The sequence below is a fragment of the Spirochaetota bacterium genome, from assembly GCA_040756435.1.
Lineage (GTDB): Bacteria > Spirochaetota > UBA4802 > UBA4802 > UB4802 > UBA4802.
Window position 1 is genome coordinate 1 of the sequence record JBFLZD010000003.1, and the last position, 22,404, is coordinate 22,404.

Below are 22,404 nucleotides of genomic sequence, written 5' to 3' on the forward strand. Positions count from 1 at the left end.
TAAACATTATTTTAAAGATTTTATTTATATTGTAACCTAATTTAATTATAGATATTAAATTATTAATGTATATATTTATTTATATGTTATTTTATACTATTTAATTTTCAAAATTTATGGTCATTCATTAATTTTTTATTGACATTTTTTACACTTTAATGCATTGTTACAAAAATATTGAAAATAAATTTTATGGAGGTTTTTTATGGCTAAGTTAGACAAAAACAGACTTATCTTTGGGTTACTACTTATTATTCTTATAGCTATTGGTGAAATAATTTTCCATGTTCTTCATGTCCCTGCCTGGCCTGCATTTTTGATTATGATCTTTTTCTTCATGGCACATATGGATAAAAAGCAGGCTCCTAATATGTTAGTTGGCGGTGCATTTGGTATATTGATGATAATTGCAGCAAAAATAATTGTTACAACACTTGTTGGCGCCGGATTAGATCAATTTGTAGCATTTCTGATATTCGTCCTTGTATTTGTATATTGTATAGTTGCTTTAGGGGAAATATTGCCAATATTATTCAATAATTATGCTTTCATGGCTTTGCTTTTTACAGCAACGTACATGCAAACGCCTAATCCTCAAAACCCATTTATCTTAACTGCAATATTATTAATTGGAGGAGGAATTTTCATCATAGGTATACTTGGAATAGTAAAATTATTGATGAAATTAGCTTCCCCTAAATGAACACGATTAATTAATATCTTTTTTATTTAAGGAGGGATTTGTATTTAATTGAACGCCCTCCTTAAAACTTCAAAACTTACATCTTATTCCCGTGGAAATAGTTATTAAAATAAATTTTAATTTTACAGGAGGAAAGTATATGAGCAAAAAAACTATCTCATATAAAGACAAACCATGGTTAAAATTTTATGATAAAGGAGTACCTGCCACTATTGATTTTGTGGACTGTACTTTAAATGATTATTTTAATGAAGCTATAAATAAATATTCTGAAAGAGTAGCGTTTGTATCGCAGGGATATGAAATGACATATAAAGAACTTGGAGAAGTTGTCAATAGATTTGCTACCTGCCTTGCTGATTTTGGTATACAAAAAGGCGACCGTGTTGCTATTCATTTGCCAAATATTCTTCATTGTGTAGCTGCCTACTATGCTGTCATTAAGATTGGCGGCATAGTAGTCATGCATAATCCGTTATACTCCCCTGCTGAGCTTGAATATCAATTTAACGATTCAGGGACAAAAGTTGTAGTTACTCTAGACCTTTTTGGGAATACAATTATTGATTTAAGGCCAAAAACACAGGTTAAGCAGATCGTTTGTGTCTCTTTACGGGATTACCTCCCTTCAAATGTTGACCCTAATACCATACTATCTGTAGAACCAAAACAAGCAGAAGATGTTTATAAGTGGAAAGATATTATGGATAAATATCCGGCACAACCCCCAAAAGTAACTGTAACAACTGAGGATATTGCTCAATTACAATATACAGGGGGAACAACAGGAGTTTCAAAAGGTGCGATGCTAACTCATAGCAACCTGACAAAACAGTTACAACAAATTGACGCCTGGGACACAACCATTCACAGAGGTGATGAAATGACCATGGTAGGCGCATTACCATTTTTTCACGTTTATGGATTATCAACTGTTATGAATTTAAATATTTATGATGGATTTAAAACAATTCTTACTGGTAGACCGACACCTGAAGCACTTATGGAAATTATTCAAAAATATCGACCACAAATTGCATGCCTTGTCCCCACAATGTATATTGGAATGCTCAATCACCCAGATTTTGAAAAATTAGATCTTACATGTGTTAAGCGATTGATGTGCGGAAGCGCACCACTACCATTAGAAGTAATAAAAGCATATGAAGAAAAAGCTGGTGTGCATATTAATGAGGGATATGGATTAACCGAAGCATCACCAGTTACACACTCAAATCCTTATGGAACTGTACAAAAATCCGGTAGCATAGGTGTTCCTTATCCCAGTACAGAAGTTAGAATTGTTGACCTTGAAACAGGAGAAAATGATGTACCCGTTGGTCAGCCAGGTGAAATGATTATTAAAGGCCCTCAAATAATGAAAGGATACTGGAATAGGCCGGATGAAACATCCAAAACCATACGGAATGGATGGCTATACACCGGTGATATCGCAATTATGGATGAGGATGGATATTTCTTTATTGTTGATAGGAAAAAAGATATGGTAATATCAGGTGGCTATAATGTTTATCCGCGTGAGATTGATGAAGTTTTATATACTCATCCCAAGGTTCTGGAAGCTTGCTGTATAGGGATACCACATCCTACAAGAGGTGAGCAAATAAAAGCATTTGTAGTTCTTAAAGAAGGCGAAACAGCTACTGAAAAAGAAATAATTGATTACTGTGCAACAAAATTAGCCAAATATAAATTACCAACAATAGTTGAATTTAGAACAGAATTACCCAAAAGTAATGTTGGAAAAATATTACGTAAAGTTCTTAGAGAGGAGGAAATGCAGAAGATTAAATGATAAAGAAGTACTAAAACCAAATAATCGAATAATTCAGGCCACCAATTCTGTATAATGAGTGCTGGCATTACAGTGTTGTTTAAACCAGCACTCATTAATATACCTTTATTTGCCACTTTTATTCTCTACAATTTATACTTATCTTAACCTATTATTTTTGTAAAATATATTACATTGCCAATCATTTAATCATTTATAGCAAGGAGGAAAGATTATGTTAGAAAGAACCAAAATTCCAAGAAATGACAATAATGACTATACTATAGAAATGGCAAAACTACGTCAAAATTTCATCACAACAATGACAGGAACAGAATTACATCATGTTAGTTCATTTTCCTTTGATCCAAAAGTTCTTCCGGGAAACATTGAACATTTTACTGGTGTAGCCCAGGTCCCTATTGGAATAGCAGGACCACTCTTAATACATGGTGAACATGCCAATGGCGAATTTTATGTTCCGTTAGCAACTACCGAAGGCACATTAGTTGCCAGTTATAACCGAGGCATGAAATTATTTTATGAAGCCGGTGGAATTATTACAACAGTAAGTGATGATTCTATGCAAAGAGCCCCTGTCTTTGTTTTTGAAAATGCTATCTTAGCTCGAAATTTTGGAGAATGGATTGATGAACATTTTTATGATATTAAAGAACAGGCAGAAAGTACTACTAAAACAGGTAAATTAAAGAAAATTGAAAAATTCCATGTTGGTAATATGATGTTTTTACGCTTCAATTTTTCAACCGGTGATGCAGCTGGTCAAAATATGGTGGGGAAAGCAACATGGGTAGCCTGTAATTGGATAATGAAAAACAACTCTACGATTAAACGATATACTCTCTCTGGTAATATTGATACCGATAAAAAATATTCTCACCTTAATACTTTAAGTACGCGAGGCAAAAGAGTTACAGCAGAAATAACAATTCCCAGAAAATTATTTATCGATTTTATGAAACTCCCACCGGAAGCTGTAGTAAAAATGAGATATACAACTACACTGGGAGCATTTATTTCTGGGGCCAATAACAACGGCCTTCATTCTGCCAATGCTATTACAGCTATTTTTATTGCCACTGGTCAGGATGTTGCAAATATTGCAGAATCATCATCTGCTATAGCCTATGCAGAAGTAACTGAAAATGGGGATTATTATTATTTTATAACATTACCTTCGCTTATAATTGCAACGTACGGTGGCGGAACAGGGTTGCCAACTCAAAAAGAATGCCTTGAAATCTTGGGTTGTTATGGTGCTGGTAAAGTATATAAATTTGCAGAAATTATTGCGGCAACAGTTTTATGTGGCGAATTTTCACTGGCAACAGCAGTGATTTCAGGAGGAGAATGGGTTTCCAGTCATGAAAAATTAGGAAGGAATAGATAAGTTTTATAATTCATCCGTTTTATTTTCATTCAACATCTTCTCCCGTAATTGGCACATCTTTTCATAATCAAAATAATATTTTTTTGATTCATAAATTTTTCTAAATTTAGTTTTGTATTTTTTTGAATCGAAATATTCCTTCATACGTTTTGATACAGGAAATATTTGTTCAGAAGGATCATAAACCTGGGGGGTATTGGTGTTTTTATCAATGATAGTCCCAGTAATCATACCCCAAGACATATCTGAAAGCGAATAACCTTTAATATCTCGCAGGATAGCTCTTAATATTGCTTCATGACTGGGATTAAAAAACTTGAATTTTCGTGAATACATTACTGCACCATGAAAATGATCAGGAACATCCATGAAACCATCTTTCACTACCTGTTCACCAACAATGTACATTAACTCCATCATATAATTTAAGCTTCCCAGTCCAGGCTTTGATTGACCAGGCAGTTGTGGTTTATCAGGGTCAAAAGTTGCTTTAGGATTTTGAGCAGAAAGCCATTCGATTACAACCATATCCAATGACGTTGGAGCATCATATTCCTCACAAAACCTCTTTTGTGGCATAAAACGAGATTCAGAAACTCTTAAATCTATTAATAGATGTTCAGGATCCATCTTTTCATAATATATTTTTAAATAATGTATTTGAGCATCGTCTTTATCTATATCAATTTCAATATTATCAAATCCTAATCTCAGTAGATGGTCGACCAAACCAACTGTTTTAATCATTCCATAAAGAGTATCTGCATCCAACCTGTTTAAAAATAAATTCTTATTTTGACTGCTTAAAGCAAAATATCCAAAACTCCCTTCAAGATCTAGTGTTCCAAAATTTTTTGAAAGTGTTTTCCCAGAATCGATTGGTTCAAAATATTTTAATATAGATTTTTTTTTAGGTTTTCTCACTCAAATTTTCTCCTTTCTTTTATTCTGACCACCGATCTGAATTGTACACCATTTTCACCTGTAATAAAAAATGATCTATATTTCTCAAATCAATTATAGGCACAACCATCATTCGTGCAAATTTATCATATTCGCGAACCTGTAATAATGCTTTTCTGTAATCATCATTTAATGTTTCACCAATAATTATAAGTCGTGCATTGGATTGTTGATAAAACTTTAAAAGTTCCTTTGGATCATTTACCGTAAAAACATCTTCAGTGGGAAGAAAGTCAGGTGAAATTTCTATTTTGCAATCTTTTTTTCGTGAAACTATCGCACTTACCAGGTCAGTATTTTTTTTAAATCTCTCAATATAGCTGGTTTCAGCATGCGGTTGCAGATTTACAAATATAATTATTCCATTTTCTGAGTTACGATAATATATTCGTTTATTCCTATCTAAAAGGCGTTTTACTTGATTCCACTGTTTATAATCGATTGCATCATTATGCTTGAAAACTGTAATTCTTTTCCCTGTATGCTGGTCATACGAATAAATATCTCCAATACAAATTAAATAACGTTTTCGTTTTGTTAATGTACTTACTCTATCGAGTGTCTCCAGCTTACGGTCAATAGTAATAAAATCAGCTGAAGCATAGGGTACACGATACTCAGCAGGAAATAGTGTGGATAATAAACTATAAACTATTTCATCATATTTTATTTCAATTGCTTCAACACCAGCCTGTTCAAATCTGTAAATATCATCAATAAATATTTGATCTGATTCATTATAGGTTTTTCCCTTTATTGTATAACTTTGTAAATATTTACAAATACAAGCGGGATTATTTTCTAAAATTTTTTTTATTTGTTCAATTTTTACTAGCATCTTCTTAATTTAACATAATTGCATTTTAAATACAATGAATACAATATTTTAACATTGAGTTAAATATTCTATTAAAATAAGTATAATAACTAAATATTCTTTTATTCAAGTATATTTTATGGGCACCTCTAAAAAACTGCTTTCTACCGAAATTATTCATATAATAAAAAGCAGTTTTACCTTATTATATTGTGCCCATAAGGGTACAACCAAAATAATAGTTTTTAGAAGTTCCTTTATTTATTCAATAAAAATTTAATTGAAATTATTGTACAAATTTATTATAATCGTATAGCTACTTAATTAATGACAATTTTAACATAATGTATACAATTACCCATTAAAATAGCGGGATTGGAGTCTTTAATTTCCTAATGTTTTATGAATAAATTCAGTTATAAATCAATAATATATTTATATAAACTCACTGCATTTTTAATTTTTGAGCTATCTATCTGCCCAATTTTTATTGAATCACGAAAAAGGGTTGAAATAGCTTCAATTTCCTTTTCTATAAATTTATTTTCCTCATACAAAAATAATACAATTAACCCTATCATTGGCCGGTAGTTTATACATGAATAAGATTTTAACTTATTTAATTTATTTGACAGGTACCTGAAAATACAATAAATGTATTGATCCTCATACTGTGATTTAATAATCACATATTTTACATAACAATTTGATCTGGCAATATAATAATAGTTTTCAAACACTTTAAAAACTTCATGAAAATAATTTGAGCCCAAAAAAAGCGAACCCTTATTTATGGCTAATGATAATTCAATCAAAGAAAATATTGTGGGGATACAATTACTATATAATTCATTAATAATTTTTTGATGAATTATAAATTTTTCATGCACCCTAATGAATATAACCGGGCAGAATATTTCTATAGCTGTTGGACATGGGATATTTAAATACGATATAACATTTTTAACCATGGGATATGTTGAAAATGCCCAGATTAAAGAACTCTGCTCTTCAAACAACTTTAACCGTTTTTCATATAATTTATCATTTTTTAAAGTTGTGATATCAATTATTACACCATCTGGTTGGCTGATAATTTTTTTATACAGATCATCTGATAAGGTTATAAAAAAATCTTTGAAAATGTTATCATTAAAGGAGTTGATCAAAATACCAAAGTAATTTTGCTTAAAATCATATTGAAATAATAAAGCCTCAACAAACCCTAAAGATTTAAGTTTTTTATTTAATTCTTCTCCTATAAATTGCAATGTATTTTCATACATTATTTCAGGACTAACAAATGTTATTGAATCATTAAATGACCTACTTAAAACAGTATAATATAACTTATGAAGGGAATAAAGCAAGCTATCAGGATTATCTATAGAATCCTGGGGTTTATGAATTACTTTAGCAACCAGTTCTTGAAATTCTGTGTTAAATGTTTTTTCTCGTATTTTTTGAATTTCATCATTGAATTCAATATTTTCCAAAGTACGCCTCACCACAAATCAGGATAAATCCAGCATTTTCTGCAGCGCTGTAAATGCTTTAATCCTGGTGTCCTCTTTTACAGTTACTATCGGTTGTTCATCTTGTAATGCTATTAAAATTTTTTCAAGGGTAATCTTCTTCATATTTGGGCATATAAAACCTTTTGAAGCAAGTATAAATTCTTTTTCTGGTGCAATTTTTTTCAATTTATGCAACATTCCTTCTTCTGTCCCAACAATAATTTGCTTATGAGGAATTGTATTAATATTTTTTACCATCTGTCCTGTTGACAAAACTTTATCGGCCATGTCAATGATTTCTGGCCTGCATTCAGGATGAACTATCACACAAGCTTGTGGATATTTTTGTTTTATAGCAATCAACTCTTCCTTTGTAAAACGATCGTGTGTTGGACAAAATCCTTTCCAGGGAATGATTTTTTTAGATGTAAATCGTTGAACATAATGAGCCAAATTTTTATCTGGAATAAATAAAATTGTATCATTATGTATCTTATTAATAATATTAACAGCATTTGCTGATGTTACACAAATGTCAGAAACAGCTTTAACTTCAGCAGAAGAATTAATATATGTTACAACCGCAGCATCAGGATTTTCTTCTTTCAACTTTAAAACATCTTCTGCTTCAGCCATATCCGCCATGGGACAACCTGCTGACAAATCAGGCAAAATTACTTTTTTTTGTGGCGATAGTATATATGCTGATTCTGCCATAAAATGAACACCACAGAATACTATAACATCAGCATCGTTATCAGCAGCAATGCGCGATAGTTCTAAGGAATCGCCTGTAAAATCTGCAATATCCTGAACCTCTGGATTTTGATAATTATGTGCAAGTATTAACGCTTTTTTTTGTCTTTTCAATTTCTCAATTTCTTTTATCAATACTACTCCCCTAAAAAAAATAGAATGTGTAATCAATACAATAACAAAGTGTGATATATAAAACTTCAAGGAAATTTTTTTAAAATGAATATGAAAGTGAAACACTCAGCAAGTGAGCAAAAAATGACTTTCCTGCCAGATCAGATCGTATATAGGGATTCATACCCTTATAGCCACTACCGTTGCTCCCACCATGTCCCCCACCTGTTGTTGATGTTAGAGAAGGAGGATTGTAATAATTTACATTATAGGCTATCATTATTTTTATAGTGTTATAGACTTTTTTACTCAAACCAAAATCAGCTCCATAGATTGTATAATCACCTGAATCAGTTCCAGCATTAATTCCAACCATATATACAGTTTGATCATCATACAAGGACATCCCTATTCTTACGACTTTTTTGTCATAGGTATAGTCCAGATTTGAAAAATTATTAGATAGATAATGATATTCCAATTCATAACCAATTATATCATTTAAATCATAACTTAATGAACCAATAAACGTATGATTAATTATATCAATATTAAAATTATAATCGTATTGTTTATCTTCTCTAGTATAATCTAAATCAATGGTTGCATTTCCAATATAAATGCTACCGTTTATTATATACATTTTGCTGTTAAATGAATTTTCACCTTTTGCTATTGAATACCCTCCGCCCAACTCCATAAATTCACCAATCGATAGTAAAGTTTTAATTTGTCCCAACCCTGTATTAATTTCAGCAAAGTTACCTGCACCATCGGTTATTTGTTGATGTATAGTATACATACCTGTTGCTTCAATTTCTAAAAAGCTCACTGCATACCCAATCCTGCCAAAAGGTTTATACGCAATGTTTGTATCAGAAATACCAGAAGAGTAAGTACTTTTAAATCCTATTGTTGTTTTAATTTTTTCAGCAAATACTGTAATAGGACAACATGTTATTATCAAAGAAGTTATAAAGATAATGATAAAATATTGCTTTTTATAACAATTCATACAATTCCCTCTTTAAAAAAATGTGATTATTTTTTTAATTATCTAAATTAACATTACCACTTGTTGGATAAATTTGTGAAAAATATTTTATTACCTATTGAGTGTTCCTCCAGCCCTGGGTACTATAGTATATATTTTTTCCATATTGTCACTTTTAAAATTCACAGCCCACTATCCTTTTACAAACAAAATAAGCCATGTCATCACGGCATGGCTTATTCAAATTATTGTACCAGATTAAATTCTTACTTAGTAGCACCTTTCTGTTCTTGTTTTGCTTCTTTTTTCTGTTCTTTTGCTTCTTTCTTTTCCTGTTTAGCTTCTTTCTTAGCTTCTTTCTTTTGTTCTTTTTCCTGTTTCTTTTCTTCTTTAGCCTGTGCTTTTTCTTCCTTCTTAGCTTCTTTCTTCTGTGTTTGTTCCTGCTTCTTTACTTCAGCTTTCTGCTGCACTTCGATTTTCTTTTCCTGACCAACATTCTTGGTTGCTTCTTTTGTCTGGACCTGTGTTTGTGCAAATACAGATGCTGCAAAAAGCAGTGATACTACTGTAGCCAACAACTTTTTCATATAACCCTCCTAGTAGAGTTTATTTAAAAATTTTGTTGATAAAAATTATTGTTTATCAACTCTTTGCAGTATAATACAATCTAACATATAAAAAACGGACAATATTTTTTAAAAAATTATGATTTCCCGTGAACAACTAATATCACTATATTCAACACATTATAAAGAAATTTTCAACTATATTTACCATCTTACTGGTTCTTTTGAAACTGCAGAGGACATCTTGCAGGAAACATTTATCAACATTATTGAATACTCTAAAAAAACAACAATACATCTTGATACCGCAAAATCCCTTTTATACAGAACTGCACATAATCTATCTATTAACTATCTCAAAAAAAATGAAAAAATCGATAGTTTAGATGATGATAATAACTACTTGCCAGTAAGAAATACTTTTGATGATGATGTAATTGCTGAAGAAATTCAAGAAGAAATTTTAAAGGCACTACACCAATTGGATGCTGTAAGCAGATCAATCTTTATCCTAAAAAGAGATAATAATTACACAAATGAAGAAATAGCAAAGCTTTTACATATATCTGAAAAAACAGTGAGACGAAAGTTGCAATCCACTTTATCGCAATTACTATTGCATTTAAAAAGTAAAGGGTTTTATGAAGAATGAGTATACTACTCAATGACCATCTAAAAAAGGTTAATATTTTTTCAAAGATTATGAAAAATTTACACTATCGTGTGTCCAAATTTTGTGATACAATTGTATTATAAATAAGGGTAAAATATATGTTATGAAGCATGTAGATGAACTAACATTACTTGCCATTGCAAAAAATAGTTTACGTGAAGATGATGCAAAAAATGCACTACTTCATGTTAAACAGTGTGGTCTATGCTCTAAAAAGTTACAGATGATCCAGGCTACTATCGCCCCACAAAAATTAATTGAACCTTCACGCGATATTTTATCTTCTATACTGGAATATCATTCTAAATCAGAATCAAAAAAAGAATCATTCTTTGATGGTCTTTTCAATTTTATACAAACATATAAACGGTCTCTGGCTTTCACTACTGGTATTGTAATTCTAAGTATTGCAGTTGTATTATTTAGCATTAAACCCAATTACAAATCCATTCCACATATATTGTATATTGCTGGTAAAACCAATAACATTGTCACCACCCAAACAATCAAAGAAGGCCACAGGATTTTATTAAACGAAAGCGATTCAGCTGTTCTGATTGCTAACAACGATATTAGGTTCATGTTGGCTGGTGCTGCTGATTTAACAGTTTCCAAGTCCCGATATAATACCACAGTAGAAAAAAAGAAATTCCAGTATATCTTAAGTAAAGGTATAGCAAACATAAAATCATATAGTCCGCATGACACCATGCAGTATGAAATAAAAACACCGGATGCCATTGTGCAGCCATTGGGAACAGAATTTTATATTAATGTATCACCAGAAGGTTCACACATTTACATTGTTGAAGGAGCTGTAAAGATACTTAATACCGTAACTAATGAAACAGTAGAAGCTGAAACAGGAAAATTATATACAATAAGTAAAAATGAAATTACCTCTTTTGATATTGAAAAATATGAACTCCAGTGGGTTAACGACATTGACGGATCATTTATGAATTTTTCGGATAATTTAGATTATGGTGAATATTCTGCAATCAATTCTAATATCAATGATAATACTGGCAAAGGAAGTTCTACTGAAAACAGGCCAAAAGATGTTACTTCACCTGACATGAATAAAGAAACCGAATCATTGAAAAATAAAAATGAAATTCTTGAAATGAAAGAATTACAGAACGAAATGCGACAATTGAAAAAAGAATCAAAGCATAAACAAGGGAAATGATAATGATGAGTATAATTCCGCCACCGAATGCAGCAGAATTATACTCAATGGTATATATAGCGTGGTATTAGTTAATTATTATTGCTTCATCTTCTGCATACGATTTTACTGATAGTGGAAGTGATTTTCCTTTCATCATATTAATCCTGATATCTTTTTCATACCACAAATCATTGAGCCATTGTTGAAATTTATTTTTGAATACAGGATCATCAACATAATCACCAACAAAATCATCAGTAACCGGTATTTCTTCAACGTGCACCTTTATTATATTAACCCTGCCACACAAAAAATCCCAGAATGACATTCTTCCCTGTGGATATACAATTGTAACATCCAGAATTGATGTAATCATATTCCCCATAGTTGAAAATACAAAGCCAATACCACCTGATTTTGGTTTTAAGAGATTTTTATATGGTGACTCCTGGTTTGCATGTTTTTCTGGTGTAAAGCGTGTTCCTTCTACAAAATTCATAATTGATACAGGAATATATTTAAATTTCTGGCATGCTTTTTTGGTAACCTCGATATCTTTTCCTTTGAGATGTGGATGCTTCAACAGGAATGATTGTGAATAGCGTCGCATAAATGGGAAATCAAGTGCCCACCAGGCAAGACCCAGTACAGGTACCCAGATTAATTCTTTCTTTAAAAAGAATTTTAAAAATGGTATTTTGCCAGTCAAAATTTTTTGCAATACAACAATGTCTGTCCATGATTGATGATTGGCAATAACTATATACCAGCTTTTCTTACTGAGATTTTCAATACCAGAAACATCCCAGGTAATGGATCGTGTTATTTTCAAACCAGCATTGTTGCAGTAAATCCAGCAACATGCAATAGTATCCAGTGATTTATTTATTAACGTACGCCATATTCTTATAGGTATAATTTTTAAAACTGCAATTGGAAATAAAAATGAAGCCCAGAAAAGTGTATTGAGTGCCAGTAAAAGTACAGTAGCAACTCCGGTGATGTTTTCCTTAAATTTTTTCATTAATCTTCTCCTGAAAAATTGAATTTTTTGATTATTATTTTTAACTAAACCTGGAAACTATTATCGTCTTCCGATTCCTATCAATCCTGTTCCAATACAATAGTGGATTAATATGATTGTTTATCTACTGACTTATAAATACAAGCCAACAACCCATTATAAAGACAACTGGAATCAGGAAATGGTTGCAAAATTATTTTTTAAAAAGAAATAATTTTGAACTGTGGGGTGGTAATTCAAAAGTCTTTGATTGGGACGGTGTTTGTATATTGTTTTCAATCACAAATATTTTAGAATAATTTTTTATTATTTCCTGTTCAAGTGTTGCTTCACAGGTAGTATCATCTACATTCAATACTACACCCAATCCTTTTGAATTATAGAATGAACGTATTGACCTCAATACATCATTACAATAAATATCTCCATCCTTTGCTATATCAAATAATGCAATTGCCTGTAATAGCATTTCACGTTCAGTTGCAGAATAATCAGGCAACCTATCGGATATTACAAGCATAGCACCAAGTGCTGCTATTACATTATACAACGTTTGTCGTTCTTCAGGTTTAAGTTTAGTTTTATGCTGGCGTATCATAAGGCAATCAGGATCGTTAACCCAAAAACGGTTATGCATAAATGAACGGTACACACTGCTACAAATAGCTGAACGTGTTGAAATCCCTGAATCACTGTTAAATAGCTTATCAAAAAATGTCCGACCCCACTGAGGTGCTACATCAGGACCAATACGCATTGCATCAACATACCCAATGCCTGCCTGTAATGGCATTCCACATCCCAGAACAAATGCATTACCACTTGCCTTCCGAATACGGGCAACCGCCTGTGCAAGCGCTTCATACCTTGAAATTGTCATATTGTGCCGCACCCCTGGTAGCGCTGCAGCATATATAAAATCTAACTTGAGGTACTCATACCCCCATTCATACAATAACGTATTAATAGTATCCTCAATCCAGCTTAATACCGCAGGCTGGGTCACATCAACAGTATAATAATAGCCACCCCATACAGGATTAAAACCAGCAATAACAGGTTTCCCGTTGCTATCTTTAAGAATCCAGGATTTATTCTCTTTAAAAATCCTTGAATCTTTTGAAACAATAAATGGCGAATACCATATCCCGGGTGTAAATCCATATCCTTTGATAGTATCAGCAATATACCGCATGGCAGCCGTAAATGATCCTTTAACAGTAGTCCATTCACCTATTGTAGTCTGATACCCATCATCTACCTGGATAAAATCAAATGGTATGGATTGTTCTTTAGCATATTTAGCATTAAGAAGTATTTCATCTTTGGTAATGGTACTATAGTAATAATACCAGGAACACCAGCCCTTGCGTATTTTTTTATTAAATTTTGGCGATAGTTCCTGTGCAATAATCTCTGCATAATATTGTAAAATCCGCCATGCATTTCCCTGTATAATACAAATCGCATCAAGTATGTAGTCTTCCTCAGCATCACAGAATCTATCAATATCCCATATAATGGACAACAATTTTGTGCGATAGTTATATTCAAAGGAAACAAACTGATGGAAATGCTTGTGTACGGGAAGCTGTCCAAAAACATAAGCTTCTTGCAGGTTACTATCGCCCATCACAAACAACATATCAGACTGAACTATTCCGCGGATACCTTTTGGCGGATTAGCTGCATTTTCTTGATTTGCGATGACAAATTGTGGCCAGGGTTTTCGTTTTTTTGATTCTTTAAAAAAAGGTCCTGTATATGTCCATGACTGATAACCGTTAGCAAAACACGCTATATCATCCGAAGATAAAACCTTAAACGTCAGAATTACTTTTTGTATATACAGTCGCGTTACAGGTTTTACCACACACTGTATTGAATCTTTATTCCGTTTATACTGTAAGTGTAAATTATCGTTTAAATAATTATTATGCTGTACAGTATGGCTTGATGCTACTTTAGATGTATCCTGTGTTTTATATAGTATTTCTATGCTATGGTCATCAATCGTTAGCTGCATTATGTACCTTTTTATTTACAATCACTTTCTTTTACTATTTCACATTTATTTATAAATAGTTTTTTATCCCCTGCTGTGTAATTAATTTTTACAACCTGACACGGTTCAAGATCTGCATAAGAAGCATTGGAATTATTTTTCATTATTACTGATTTTTCCTGTATATAAAATACTTTCTCTGTTTTTCCATATTTCACTTCTATGTAATCTTTACCAACAAATATCAAACGGCCTGTAAAGCTTTGTTCTTTTGCAAAAACAACAACTGACAGAAAAAGAATAATTAATACAATAATGGTTGTCTTTTTCATACTGCAACCTCCTGTTGTAAACAACATTATGTGTCATTTATAAAAATATATTCATTATATAGAATAAAAAGAATTGAATTTTCTGCAACTATATTTTGTGATTTAAACTCTAAAATGTTGAATTTTAATCATTATACTATCGTCATTGCGAGGCACGCAGTGCTATGACAATCTCATCACCCTTCACCTATCACTCATCACCCATCACATATCACCCATCACGCTTCCACTCAAACCCAACCAAATCCTTCTGTTCCTTACTAAACTCTATCCCAATAAGATATATCTCCTGAAATTTCCCCCTGTATTTCTCCGCATACCTCTTTGCCTCTAACTGTGCCAATGCCTTACCCTCCAGCTCTATCTCCACTACCTTAAATTCCATAATATAACATCTTCCCCCATACAGTATCGTTAAATCTATCCTCCCCCTGCTGGTATAATCCTCGGCTACCATATCAAATCCTGCACCCGCCAAAAAGCTATACACCACACTTGCATAATACCCTTCATATCCTGCTATCTCATTGCTCCTGTACCACTCGTACGGTATGCTCGCAAAAAGCGACTTCAATACTACTTTAAAACCTTCTAAATCTCCTTTTTCCAAATATATATCAAGCTTATCCTTTAATCTTTCATTCTCTGCCCCTGCTTGCGTTAAATATGCTGCTACATAATCATTTAGCGATATCTGCACTTCTTTGTTGGGATATCCCAAATAATATTTTAACCCCCTCTGTGATTGTTTATAGCTTTTTATAGTAAGATATCCCGTCTGAAATAACAAATTCTCTGGCTCTATGACATCAACATCAAAGCTCCCTATTAAATTTTCTGATGCCACCAACTCCGCTAAATTTGGCATATAAAATCTTTTCTGTACCAAAAGCTTTATCAAAAAATTTGGTGTACCTGTCTCAAACCAATAGGGATGAAATTTCCTCTCCTGTAAATACAATAGGATGTCAAAAGGATTGTAAACGCTTTCACCAAGCCAGGAGTATCCATTATACCAGCATCTAATTGCTTCCAAATCTTCCCCTTTTAACTCACCGGCAAAAACATCCTCTAGCTCTGATTGAGTATAGCCACATATGGTTGCATACTCTCCGCTTAATGTAATATCCCTCAACTGGTTTAACCCCGAAAACAAAGAAACCTTGGAAAACTTTGATACCCCCGTTAATAATACAAATTTCAAATACACATCTAGCGGTTTTAGCACGCTGTAAAAATTCTTTAAAACTTCCCGTATACTTGTAGCTTCTTCTTTGTCTTCTATCCTATCTAATATTGGTTTATCATACTCGTCTATAAGAACTACTACTTTTTCTTTGTATTTCTCATAGCTTTTTCTTATCAGCTCTTCAAAACAAAAATCATATTGGGTCTTTTTGCTACACACAACATCAAGTTTAGATTGAGCTTGTTCAAGCTTTTCTATTATGTGCTTCTTTAAATGATCTGCGTTCTCAATTACCCTTCCACCAAAATCTAGATATATAACTGGATACTTACTATCCCAGTCCCAGTTATTCTCTAAGTATAGCCCCTTAAATAACTCCCTTTTCCCTAAAAAAGCCTGCCGTAATGTATCCAAAAACAAGGACTTCCCAAAACGCCTCGGACGGGATAAAAAATAATATTTACCTTCACCTACAAGTTTTGCAACAAAGGGAGTTTTATCTACATAGTAATATTCACCAGTCCTTATTTCTTCAAAACTTTGTATCCCTATAGGTAGTTTTCTCACTGGCTCTCCTCTTATTTATTATGTCTTCAATCGATAATGTTTATTATAATCTTTTGGCATACATTTTACAACCAATTTTTCTCCCCGTAATTGCGAGGCACGCAGTGCCGCGGCAATCTATTTCCTGTCATTGCGAGGAGCCCCCAGGGCGACGAAGCAATCTCGCCTTTCGTAGCATTGAAAATGCTTCCCTCCGACAAGTGGTTGCTGAGCTCGTCGAAGCACTAAGTGCAAGCACTTCGTTCGCAATGACACAAGGCTACAATGATATTGCGTCAATACGCTCGCAATGTTATTATGTCATTCAAAAAATTACTTTGTATCACTCAATTATCCCTCCACCCGTTAAAAAAAATGTCAACGAAATAAATGTGATAAAAGTTGAGTATCGTTGTTTTCAGGGAGAACTTTACACGTAATCCGCTTCTTTTCTGCTGTGTGATTCTTTCTTTCCAGCACTCTTTTTTACGTCTATAGAAGCTTAATGCATCATATTTCCCTCCAAATTATAAATTTCAGATGAATATTATACTATGGGCATGGTGTTTTTAAAGTGGGATGATTGGAGGGATACAAAATAATGTTATGGTAAATTCACCATATAAGGGCACTAAATTTTATATAAAAACAATATTCAGTTAGCCAAGCAAGCTTTTATTAATATTTTTTCAAATTGATATGTTTTAATCTTGACAAAAATTATCAATCATTTTGCTTTACATTGGTATATATCTGTTCTTCCACAAGCATTTTATTATATGCTCTCCACATTTTTAACGGACTTGCCATTACATAATATTCATGATTGATATGAAAGGAGTAGTTATGGAGTTAGCAAAAAGATTATCTAAAATCAAGCCATCCCCTACCCTGGCGGTTACAGCACTGGCAAATTCACTCAAAGCACAGGGAATTGACGTCATTGGCTTTGGTTCTGGTGAACCGGATTTTGATACACCACAATCCATTAAAAATGCTGCAATTATAGCCCTTGAACAGGGTAAAACAAAATATACCCCATCAGGCGGTATTCCTGAACTAAAAAAAGCAATTGTTGAAAAATTTAAAAGAGACAATAATCTGGAATATAAAATTTCTGAAGTTACTGTAAATTGTGGAGGCAAACACTCATTCTATAATCTTATGCAGGTACTACTCAACAGTGGCGATGAAGTGATTATTCCGGCACCTTACTGGGTATCATACCCTGATATTGTCCTTCTTGCCGATGGCGTTCCTGTAATTATCCATACTGATGAATCAACAGATTTTAAAATAAACCCTGAAATGCTTGAAAAACATATAACTAAAAAAACCAAAGCCATAGTTATAAATTCACCTTCCAATCCTACAGGTGCAATGTACACAATGGATGAACTGAAAGCAATTGGCGAAGTTTTAAAAAAATATGATATATGCATTGTAACAGATGACATTTATGAAGTTATAATTTATGATAATAAAAAGTTCTGCAATATTGTAAATGCTGTCCCTGAACTCAAACCAAAAACTATGGTCTTGAATGGTGTTTCTAAAACGTATTCAATGACTGGCTGGCGTATTGGATATATGGCAGGTGATGAAACAATAATCAAACAGGTGGAAATGATTCAAAGCCAGTCGGTATCCAATCCAACATCAATTGCACAGTGGGCAGCAGTTGAAGCATTAACTGGAGATCAGAGCGTTTTGAATCCAATGATTGAAGCTTTTGCCCGACGACGTGAAATAATTGTAAAAGGCCTCAATGAAATAAAGGGAATTGAATGCCATAACCCTGATGGCGCTTTTTATGTCTTCCCAAATGTCAGGGGTGTTTATTCTCTTCCTGGTTTTTCAGCAATAAAGGATAAATATAAAGATGAAGCGCTTTCTTCAAAGTTGTCATCATATCTTCTTGAGGAAGCACGAGTTGCAGTTGTGCCCGGCATTGCATTTGGTTCAGATGATAATATACGGCTTTCATTTGCAACATCTGATAAGAATATAGTTGAAGGATTAAACCGTATAAAAGAAGCAATTGAAAAGCTTGCATAAGCCATTACCAAAAAATATCCCACTCAAACGGTGGGATATTTTTTATCATCTATCTAATAAAAATTTTATCAAAAATTTCCTGTAATGATTTTACCGCTCTGGCCTGGTTTTATTATCTTTGATGGTCCAATGGGATCGCCTTTGGGGTTGCTGATTGCATTTTGAATCTGCATCATCATATTCACATAATATGTTTGTGTGGCAATGAATTCTTTTATAAGCTGACTTTCCGAAACCTTCTGACTTATATCCTGTAATTTTTTCTTTTCCTCAACTTCAATTACACCACCATTAGCTTCTTTCTGATATAGTTCTTCGCTCAACTTTATATATTCTTCAAGCAACTTGCGTGCATTTTCATCGGCTTCAATCTTTTTTACCAGTTCTTCATAGCGCTTGTAAATATCTGACCCTTTGATCATTAGTCCCAATTCATTTGCTTTTTGTAATATCTCTTCCATAGTAACTATCTCCTTTATAAAATCATACGCAAATGGTAACAAATATTGACGTGATATTCCATATTTTCAGAAGAAATCTGAATACAATGTCACAATATATGCGATAATTATTGTTAAGTATAGCTTCATGTGCAATATTTGCAATAAATTTGCTTGATAAAATTATGCAAGGATTTTTTGAAAAATTTCATTAATTATTTCTAAAATGTGGAATTTTTAACAAAATACGAAATAGTGTATCCCCCGCCGCCGAAGGCGGGGGGGTACACTACATTCATTATGAAATTTTTTAAAGAATTATTACTGGAAAAATTTTATATTTAGAGTAATTTGGATTGACAAAGTTTACAAAATATCATCAAATTAAAACCAACTTTTTAAGAACTCGAATATACCAATTTAACATATAGTGATAAATTTTTTTTAAGGAGAGTCAATAATTATGGTTGAGCAAAGAGAAATTATTGAGGATGAAAATAAGATTGGCACGGTGATAGCAGAAGATATAAAATTTAGGGGTACATTAAAATTCAAATCTTCATTAAAAATAAAAGGATTTTTCCAGGGCAAAGTTGAAACAGATGGTACTCTAATCATTGGTGATGAAGCCAATGTAAGCGCAGAGGTAACTGCTGCAGTTGTTTCAATCAGCGGGAAATGCCAGGGTAAGATTAAGGCCAGTAAGTTAATTGAAATATTTGAACATAGCAATATGTCAGGAGATATTATAACACCGGACCTGTATATAGAAAATGGCGCTAAATTTAACGGAACATGTATAATGCCAAAATAATGGTAAAAAAATGACATTAGTTACTTATAGAAAGCTCTCTATACATAAAATTTTGTTTTTAATTTTACTTTTAATTTTGTTTTTTTCTTTTTATACTTCCATTCATGCACAATCCCGTAATGAAAATTTTATTTTAGGTTTCAATGTTACTGGCGGAATGAATGATGTATTGCATAGAAGTGGTAGTGAAGAGGGAAAAACTGTAAATTGGAAACCCGGCATAATGGCAGGAGGAGGTATTTTTTTAGAGAACATGTTAACCTCGCATTTTGGAATACATTCAGGTCTATATTATGCTTATCATGAAACTGAATTAGAATTTGGAGATACACCTGATGCTCAATTAACTTCCCGTAATCATTCGATTATTATACCTTTATATCTGGTATCCTCATTTGGTAACAATGTTCGTTTTGATATATTATATGGCCTTACTTACATGCATATATTTTACAATACAATGTCAAATGACAATGACAGTACCAACGGAATACAATTTATAAATTACAACCAGTTTGGATTTGGATTGCAACTTAGATTGTCTTTTGCTCTCAACAGATTTACTTATATCTATGCAGGTCCCCATGGTCAGTTTTACTTTTCAAATGTAATAGATTCTACAGACTGGTGTGATTATATGTATAACATCCAGCTTGAAATTGGCATGCTATTTAAAACTTTTTAATAGGCTATTCTATTTTTTCAGAACTTCAGGCAATATTGTTTTCCTCAATTCCTTTTTATTGAATTTCCCTACACTTGTTTTAGGTATTTCTTTTAAAAATACTACTTCATCTGGAAGCCACCACTTAGCAACCCTTGCTTGCAAAAATTCAATAATATCTTCTTTTGTTATTGAATCAGCAAATTCAGGTTTTGGCACTATGCATGCCAGTGGTCTTTCTTGCCATTTTTCATGAGGCATTGCAATGACTGCTGCTTCAAGAACTTTAGGATGAGCCATAATCTGATTTTCAAGATCAACAGATGAAATCCACTCCCCACCACTTTTTATTAAATCCTTGGTACGATCAACAAGCGAAATATAACCCTCTTCATTAATTGTGGCGATATCACCGGTATGCAACCACCCATCTTTGAATGTTTGTTTACTCCTTTCAGGGTCTTTATAATATTCATTGGCTATCCATGGACCACGTAAACAAACTTCCCCCATTTCTTTACCGTTCCACTGCACTTCTTTTCCAGTTTCTAAATTTACAACCTTCATTTCCAAACCCAATGCTAAAAGCCCTGCAGTGGTTTTAACATCAAATAATTCTTTTTCGGGTAAATTATGCATATAACTTTTAGGTATAGCAGCAGTTGCAAGAGGTGATGTTTCGGTCATTCCATAGGCCTGAACAATATTAAAATTATATTTCTTTGCAAATGATTCCATAAGATAGCGAGGCATTGCTGCACCACCAGAATAAACCGCACGTATTGATGAGAAATCGTGTTCCCCACCATTTTCTAAATACTGATGCAGCATCATCCATATTGTTGGCACTCCACAAGTAAAAGTAACTTTTTCTTCTGAAATGATTTTGCATAATGCTTTCATATCAAGAATTTGTCTTCCAGGTAATACTTGTTTGCACCCCAAACCTGTAGCACCAAAAGGTCCACCCCATGCATTAGCATGAAACATGGGAACTACATGCATAGCACAATCACTTTCGTTCAATCCCAGTGTGACACCAGCAGCATATGCATGAAGAACAAGTCCACGATGTGAATAAACAACACCTTTAGGGTCACCAGTTGTTGCTGATGTATAACATATTAATGCAGGATCATATTCATCTCTGTCTTTGGGGAAATCATATTCTTCAGGAAAATCCCTAATCAGGTCATCGTATAATAGTGCTGGTGATAACTTTGTTTCAGGCATTTTGCCTGTTTGCGATAAAATCACATAATGCTTTACTGTTTTCAACTTATCCTTAACAGGCTCAAGTAGAAAATACAGATCTTCATCAACAAATATTACTTTATCTTCAGCATGATTTATAATATAAATAAGATGTTCATGGGATAAACGAACGTTGAGAGTATGGAGTACTGCTCCCATACATGGCACACCAAAATATAATTCTAAATGACGATGATTATTCAATGCAAATGAGGCAACACGATCACCTTTTTTAATTTTAAGTGATTGTAATGCATGCGCTAACTGACAGCAGCGTTTATACCAATGCCCATAATTATACACAAACTTTTCGTTGGGATATACTGATACTATTTCTTTTTTGGGGAAATATTTGGCTGCTCTTTCCATAAAATTAGTGAGCAGTAATGGATACTTCATCATGGCCAACCTCCAGATACTATAAAATTACTTTATACAGCATTTTTTTTGTTAAAATAAACTAGAGCACCTTCCTTATAATACTTTGTATTATTGTGATAAGCAATTAATCAGATTGGCATATAAAGTATATAATAATAATTATGTTAACATATAATATAATAGTATTAATATACAGGCAAGTCAATCAATTTTT

General features: G+C 32.8%; 20 protein-coding genes. 8 read left to right on the forward strand and 12 right to left on the reverse strand.

The features are described from left to right. Nucleotides 1–205: 205 nt before the first annotated feature. From AB1444_01420 to AB1444_01430, 3 genes are all read left to right on the forward strand, one after another. On the forward strand, nt 206–703 hold the full coding sequence (locus AB1444_01420) for a hypothetical protein (GenBank protein MEW6525309.1): 498 nt from the start codon (nt 206–208) through the stop codon (nt 701–703). A 139-nt stretch (nt 704–842) separates the two neighbouring features. After that, entirely contained in the window at nt 843–2,519 is a 1,677-nt protein-coding gene (locus AB1444_01425) for a long-chain fatty acid--CoA ligase (protein ID MEW6525310.1), read from the forward strand. A 214-nt stretch (nt 2,520–2,733) separates the two neighbouring features. After that, the gene (locus AB1444_01430) at nt 2,734–3,909 is read left to right on the forward strand and encodes a hydroxymethylglutaryl-CoA reductase (protein ID MEW6525311.1); all 1,176 of its coding nucleotides are present in this window, start codon (nt 2,734–2,736) and stop codon (nt 3,907–3,909) included. A gap of 3 nt (nt 3,910–3,912) precedes the next feature. Here the strand turns inward: AB1444_01430 and AB1444_01435 are convergent, their stop codons facing one another. The 6 genes from AB1444_01435 to AB1444_01460 form a co-directional block, all read right to left on the reverse strand. After that, nucleotides 3,913–4,833, reverse strand: coding sequence for a hypothetical protein (locus tag AB1444_01435; GenBank protein ID MEW6525312.1), 921 nt, complete (start codon nt 4,831–4,833; stop codon nt 3,913–3,915). 19 nt (nt 4,834–4,852) lie between these two features. Then, nucleotides 4,853–5,710: a hypothetical protein gene (locus AB1444_01440; GenBank protein MEW6525313.1), complete on the reverse strand. Its 858-nt coding sequence runs from the start codon at nt 5,708–5,710 to the stop codon at nt 4,853–4,855. A 395-nt stretch (nt 5,711–6,105) separates the two neighbouring features. Continuing rightward, nucleotides 6,106–7,185 carry a hypothetical protein gene (locus AB1444_01445; GenBank protein MEW6525314.1) on the reverse strand — a complete coding sequence of 360 codons (1,080 nt, stop codon included), beginning with the start codon at nt 7,183–7,185 and terminating at the stop codon, nt 6,106–6,108. An 18-nt stretch (nt 7,186–7,203) separates the two neighbouring features. Next, the gene (gene nadA / locus AB1444_01450; protein ID MEW6525315.1) at nt 7,204–8,097 is read right to left on the reverse strand and encodes a quinolinate synthase NadA; all 894 of its coding nucleotides are present in this window, start codon (nt 8,095–8,097) and stop codon (nt 7,204–7,206) included. Nucleotides 8,098–8,176: 79 nt separating this feature from the next. Further along, nucleotides 8,177–9,091 carry a hypothetical protein gene (locus AB1444_01455; protein MEW6525316.1) on the reverse strand — a complete coding sequence of 305 codons (915 nt, stop codon included), beginning with the start codon at nt 9,089–9,091 and terminating at the stop codon, nt 8,177–8,179. A 245-nt stretch (nt 9,092–9,336) separates the two neighbouring features. Then, complete coding sequence (locus AB1444_01460) at nt 9,337–9,657, reverse strand: hypothetical protein (GenBank protein ID MEW6525317.1); 321 nt, start codon at nt 9,655–9,657, stop codon at nt 9,337–9,339. 118 nt (nt 9,658–9,775) lie between these two features. Between AB1444_01460 and AB1444_01465 the strand changes: the two genes are divergently transcribed. After that, nucleotides 9,776–10,288, forward strand: a complete 513-nt coding sequence (locus AB1444_01465) for an RNA polymerase sigma factor (protein ID MEW6525318.1) — start codon at nt 9,776–9,778, stop codon at nt 10,286–10,288. 124 nt (nt 10,289–10,412) lie between these two features. After that, nucleotides 10,413–11,501 carry a FecR domain-containing protein gene (locus AB1444_01470; protein ID MEW6525319.1) on the forward strand — a complete coding sequence of 363 codons (1,089 nt, stop codon included), beginning with the start codon at nt 10,413–10,415 and terminating at the stop codon, nt 11,499–11,501. Nucleotides 11,502–11,568: 67 nt separating this feature from the next. Here AB1444_01470 and AB1444_01475 read toward each other — a convergent pair whose 3' ends face one another. From AB1444_01475 to AB1444_01490, 4 genes are all read right to left on the reverse strand, one after another. Next, a complete protein-coding gene (locus AB1444_01475) occupies nt 11,569–12,507 on the reverse strand; it encodes an acyltransferase (GenBank protein ID MEW6525320.1) in 939 nt (312 codons plus the stop codon). Between the two features lie 193 nt (nt 12,508–12,700). Continuing rightward, complete coding sequence (locus AB1444_01480) at nt 12,701–14,533, reverse strand: glycoside hydrolase family 36 protein (protein MEW6525321.1); 1,833 nt, start codon at nt 14,531–14,533, stop codon at nt 12,701–12,703. A gap of 11 nt (nt 14,534–14,544) precedes the next feature. Further along, nucleotides 14,545–14,844 (reverse strand): hypothetical protein, encoded by a 300-nt coding sequence (locus tag AB1444_01485; protein ID MEW6525322.1) that lies wholly within the window; start codon nt 14,842–14,844, stop codon nt 14,545–14,547. A 211-nt stretch (nt 14,845–15,055) separates the two neighbouring features. Then, nucleotides 15,056–16,600, reverse strand: coding sequence for an AAA family ATPase (locus tag AB1444_01490; GenBank protein ID MEW6525323.1), 1,545 nt, complete (start codon nt 16,598–16,600; stop codon nt 15,056–15,058). Between the two features lie 825 nt (nt 16,601–17,425). Here AB1444_01490 and AB1444_01495 point away from each other — a divergent pair. Further along, the gene (locus tag AB1444_01495) at nt 17,426–18,637 is read left to right on the forward strand and encodes a pyridoxal phosphate-dependent aminotransferase (protein MEW6525324.1); all 1,212 of its coding nucleotides are present in this window, start codon (nt 17,426–17,428) and stop codon (nt 18,635–18,637) included. Between the two features lie 68 nt (nt 18,638–18,705). On the opposite strand, the gene AB1444_01500 is transcribed toward AB1444_01495, so the two are convergent. Beyond that, entirely contained in the window at nt 18,706–19,098 is a 393-nt protein-coding gene (locus tag AB1444_01500) for a YlbF family regulator (protein MEW6525325.1), read from the reverse strand. A 442-nt stretch (nt 19,099–19,540) separates the two neighbouring features. Here AB1444_01500 and AB1444_01505 point away from each other — a divergent pair, with 442 nt between their 5' ends. Continuing rightward, nucleotides 19,541–19,891, forward strand: coding sequence for a polymer-forming cytoskeletal protein (locus AB1444_01505; protein MEW6525326.1), 351 nt, complete (start codon nt 19,541–19,543; stop codon nt 19,889–19,891). A 10-nt stretch (nt 19,892–19,901) separates the two neighbouring features. Next, nucleotides 19,902–20,576 carry an outer membrane beta-barrel protein gene (locus AB1444_01510; GenBank protein ID MEW6525327.1) on the forward strand — a complete coding sequence of 225 codons (675 nt, stop codon included), beginning with the start codon at nt 19,902–19,904 and terminating at the stop codon, nt 20,574–20,576. Between the two features lie 9 nt (nt 20,577–20,585). Here the strand turns inward: AB1444_01510 and AB1444_01515 are convergent, their stop codons facing one another. After that, nucleotides 20,586–22,211 carry a long-chain fatty acid--CoA ligase gene (locus AB1444_01515; protein MEW6525328.1) on the reverse strand — a complete coding sequence of 542 codons (1,626 nt, stop codon included), beginning with the start codon at nt 22,209–22,211 and terminating at the stop codon, nt 20,586–20,588. Between the last annotated feature and the right edge of the window lie 193 nt (nt 22,212–22,404).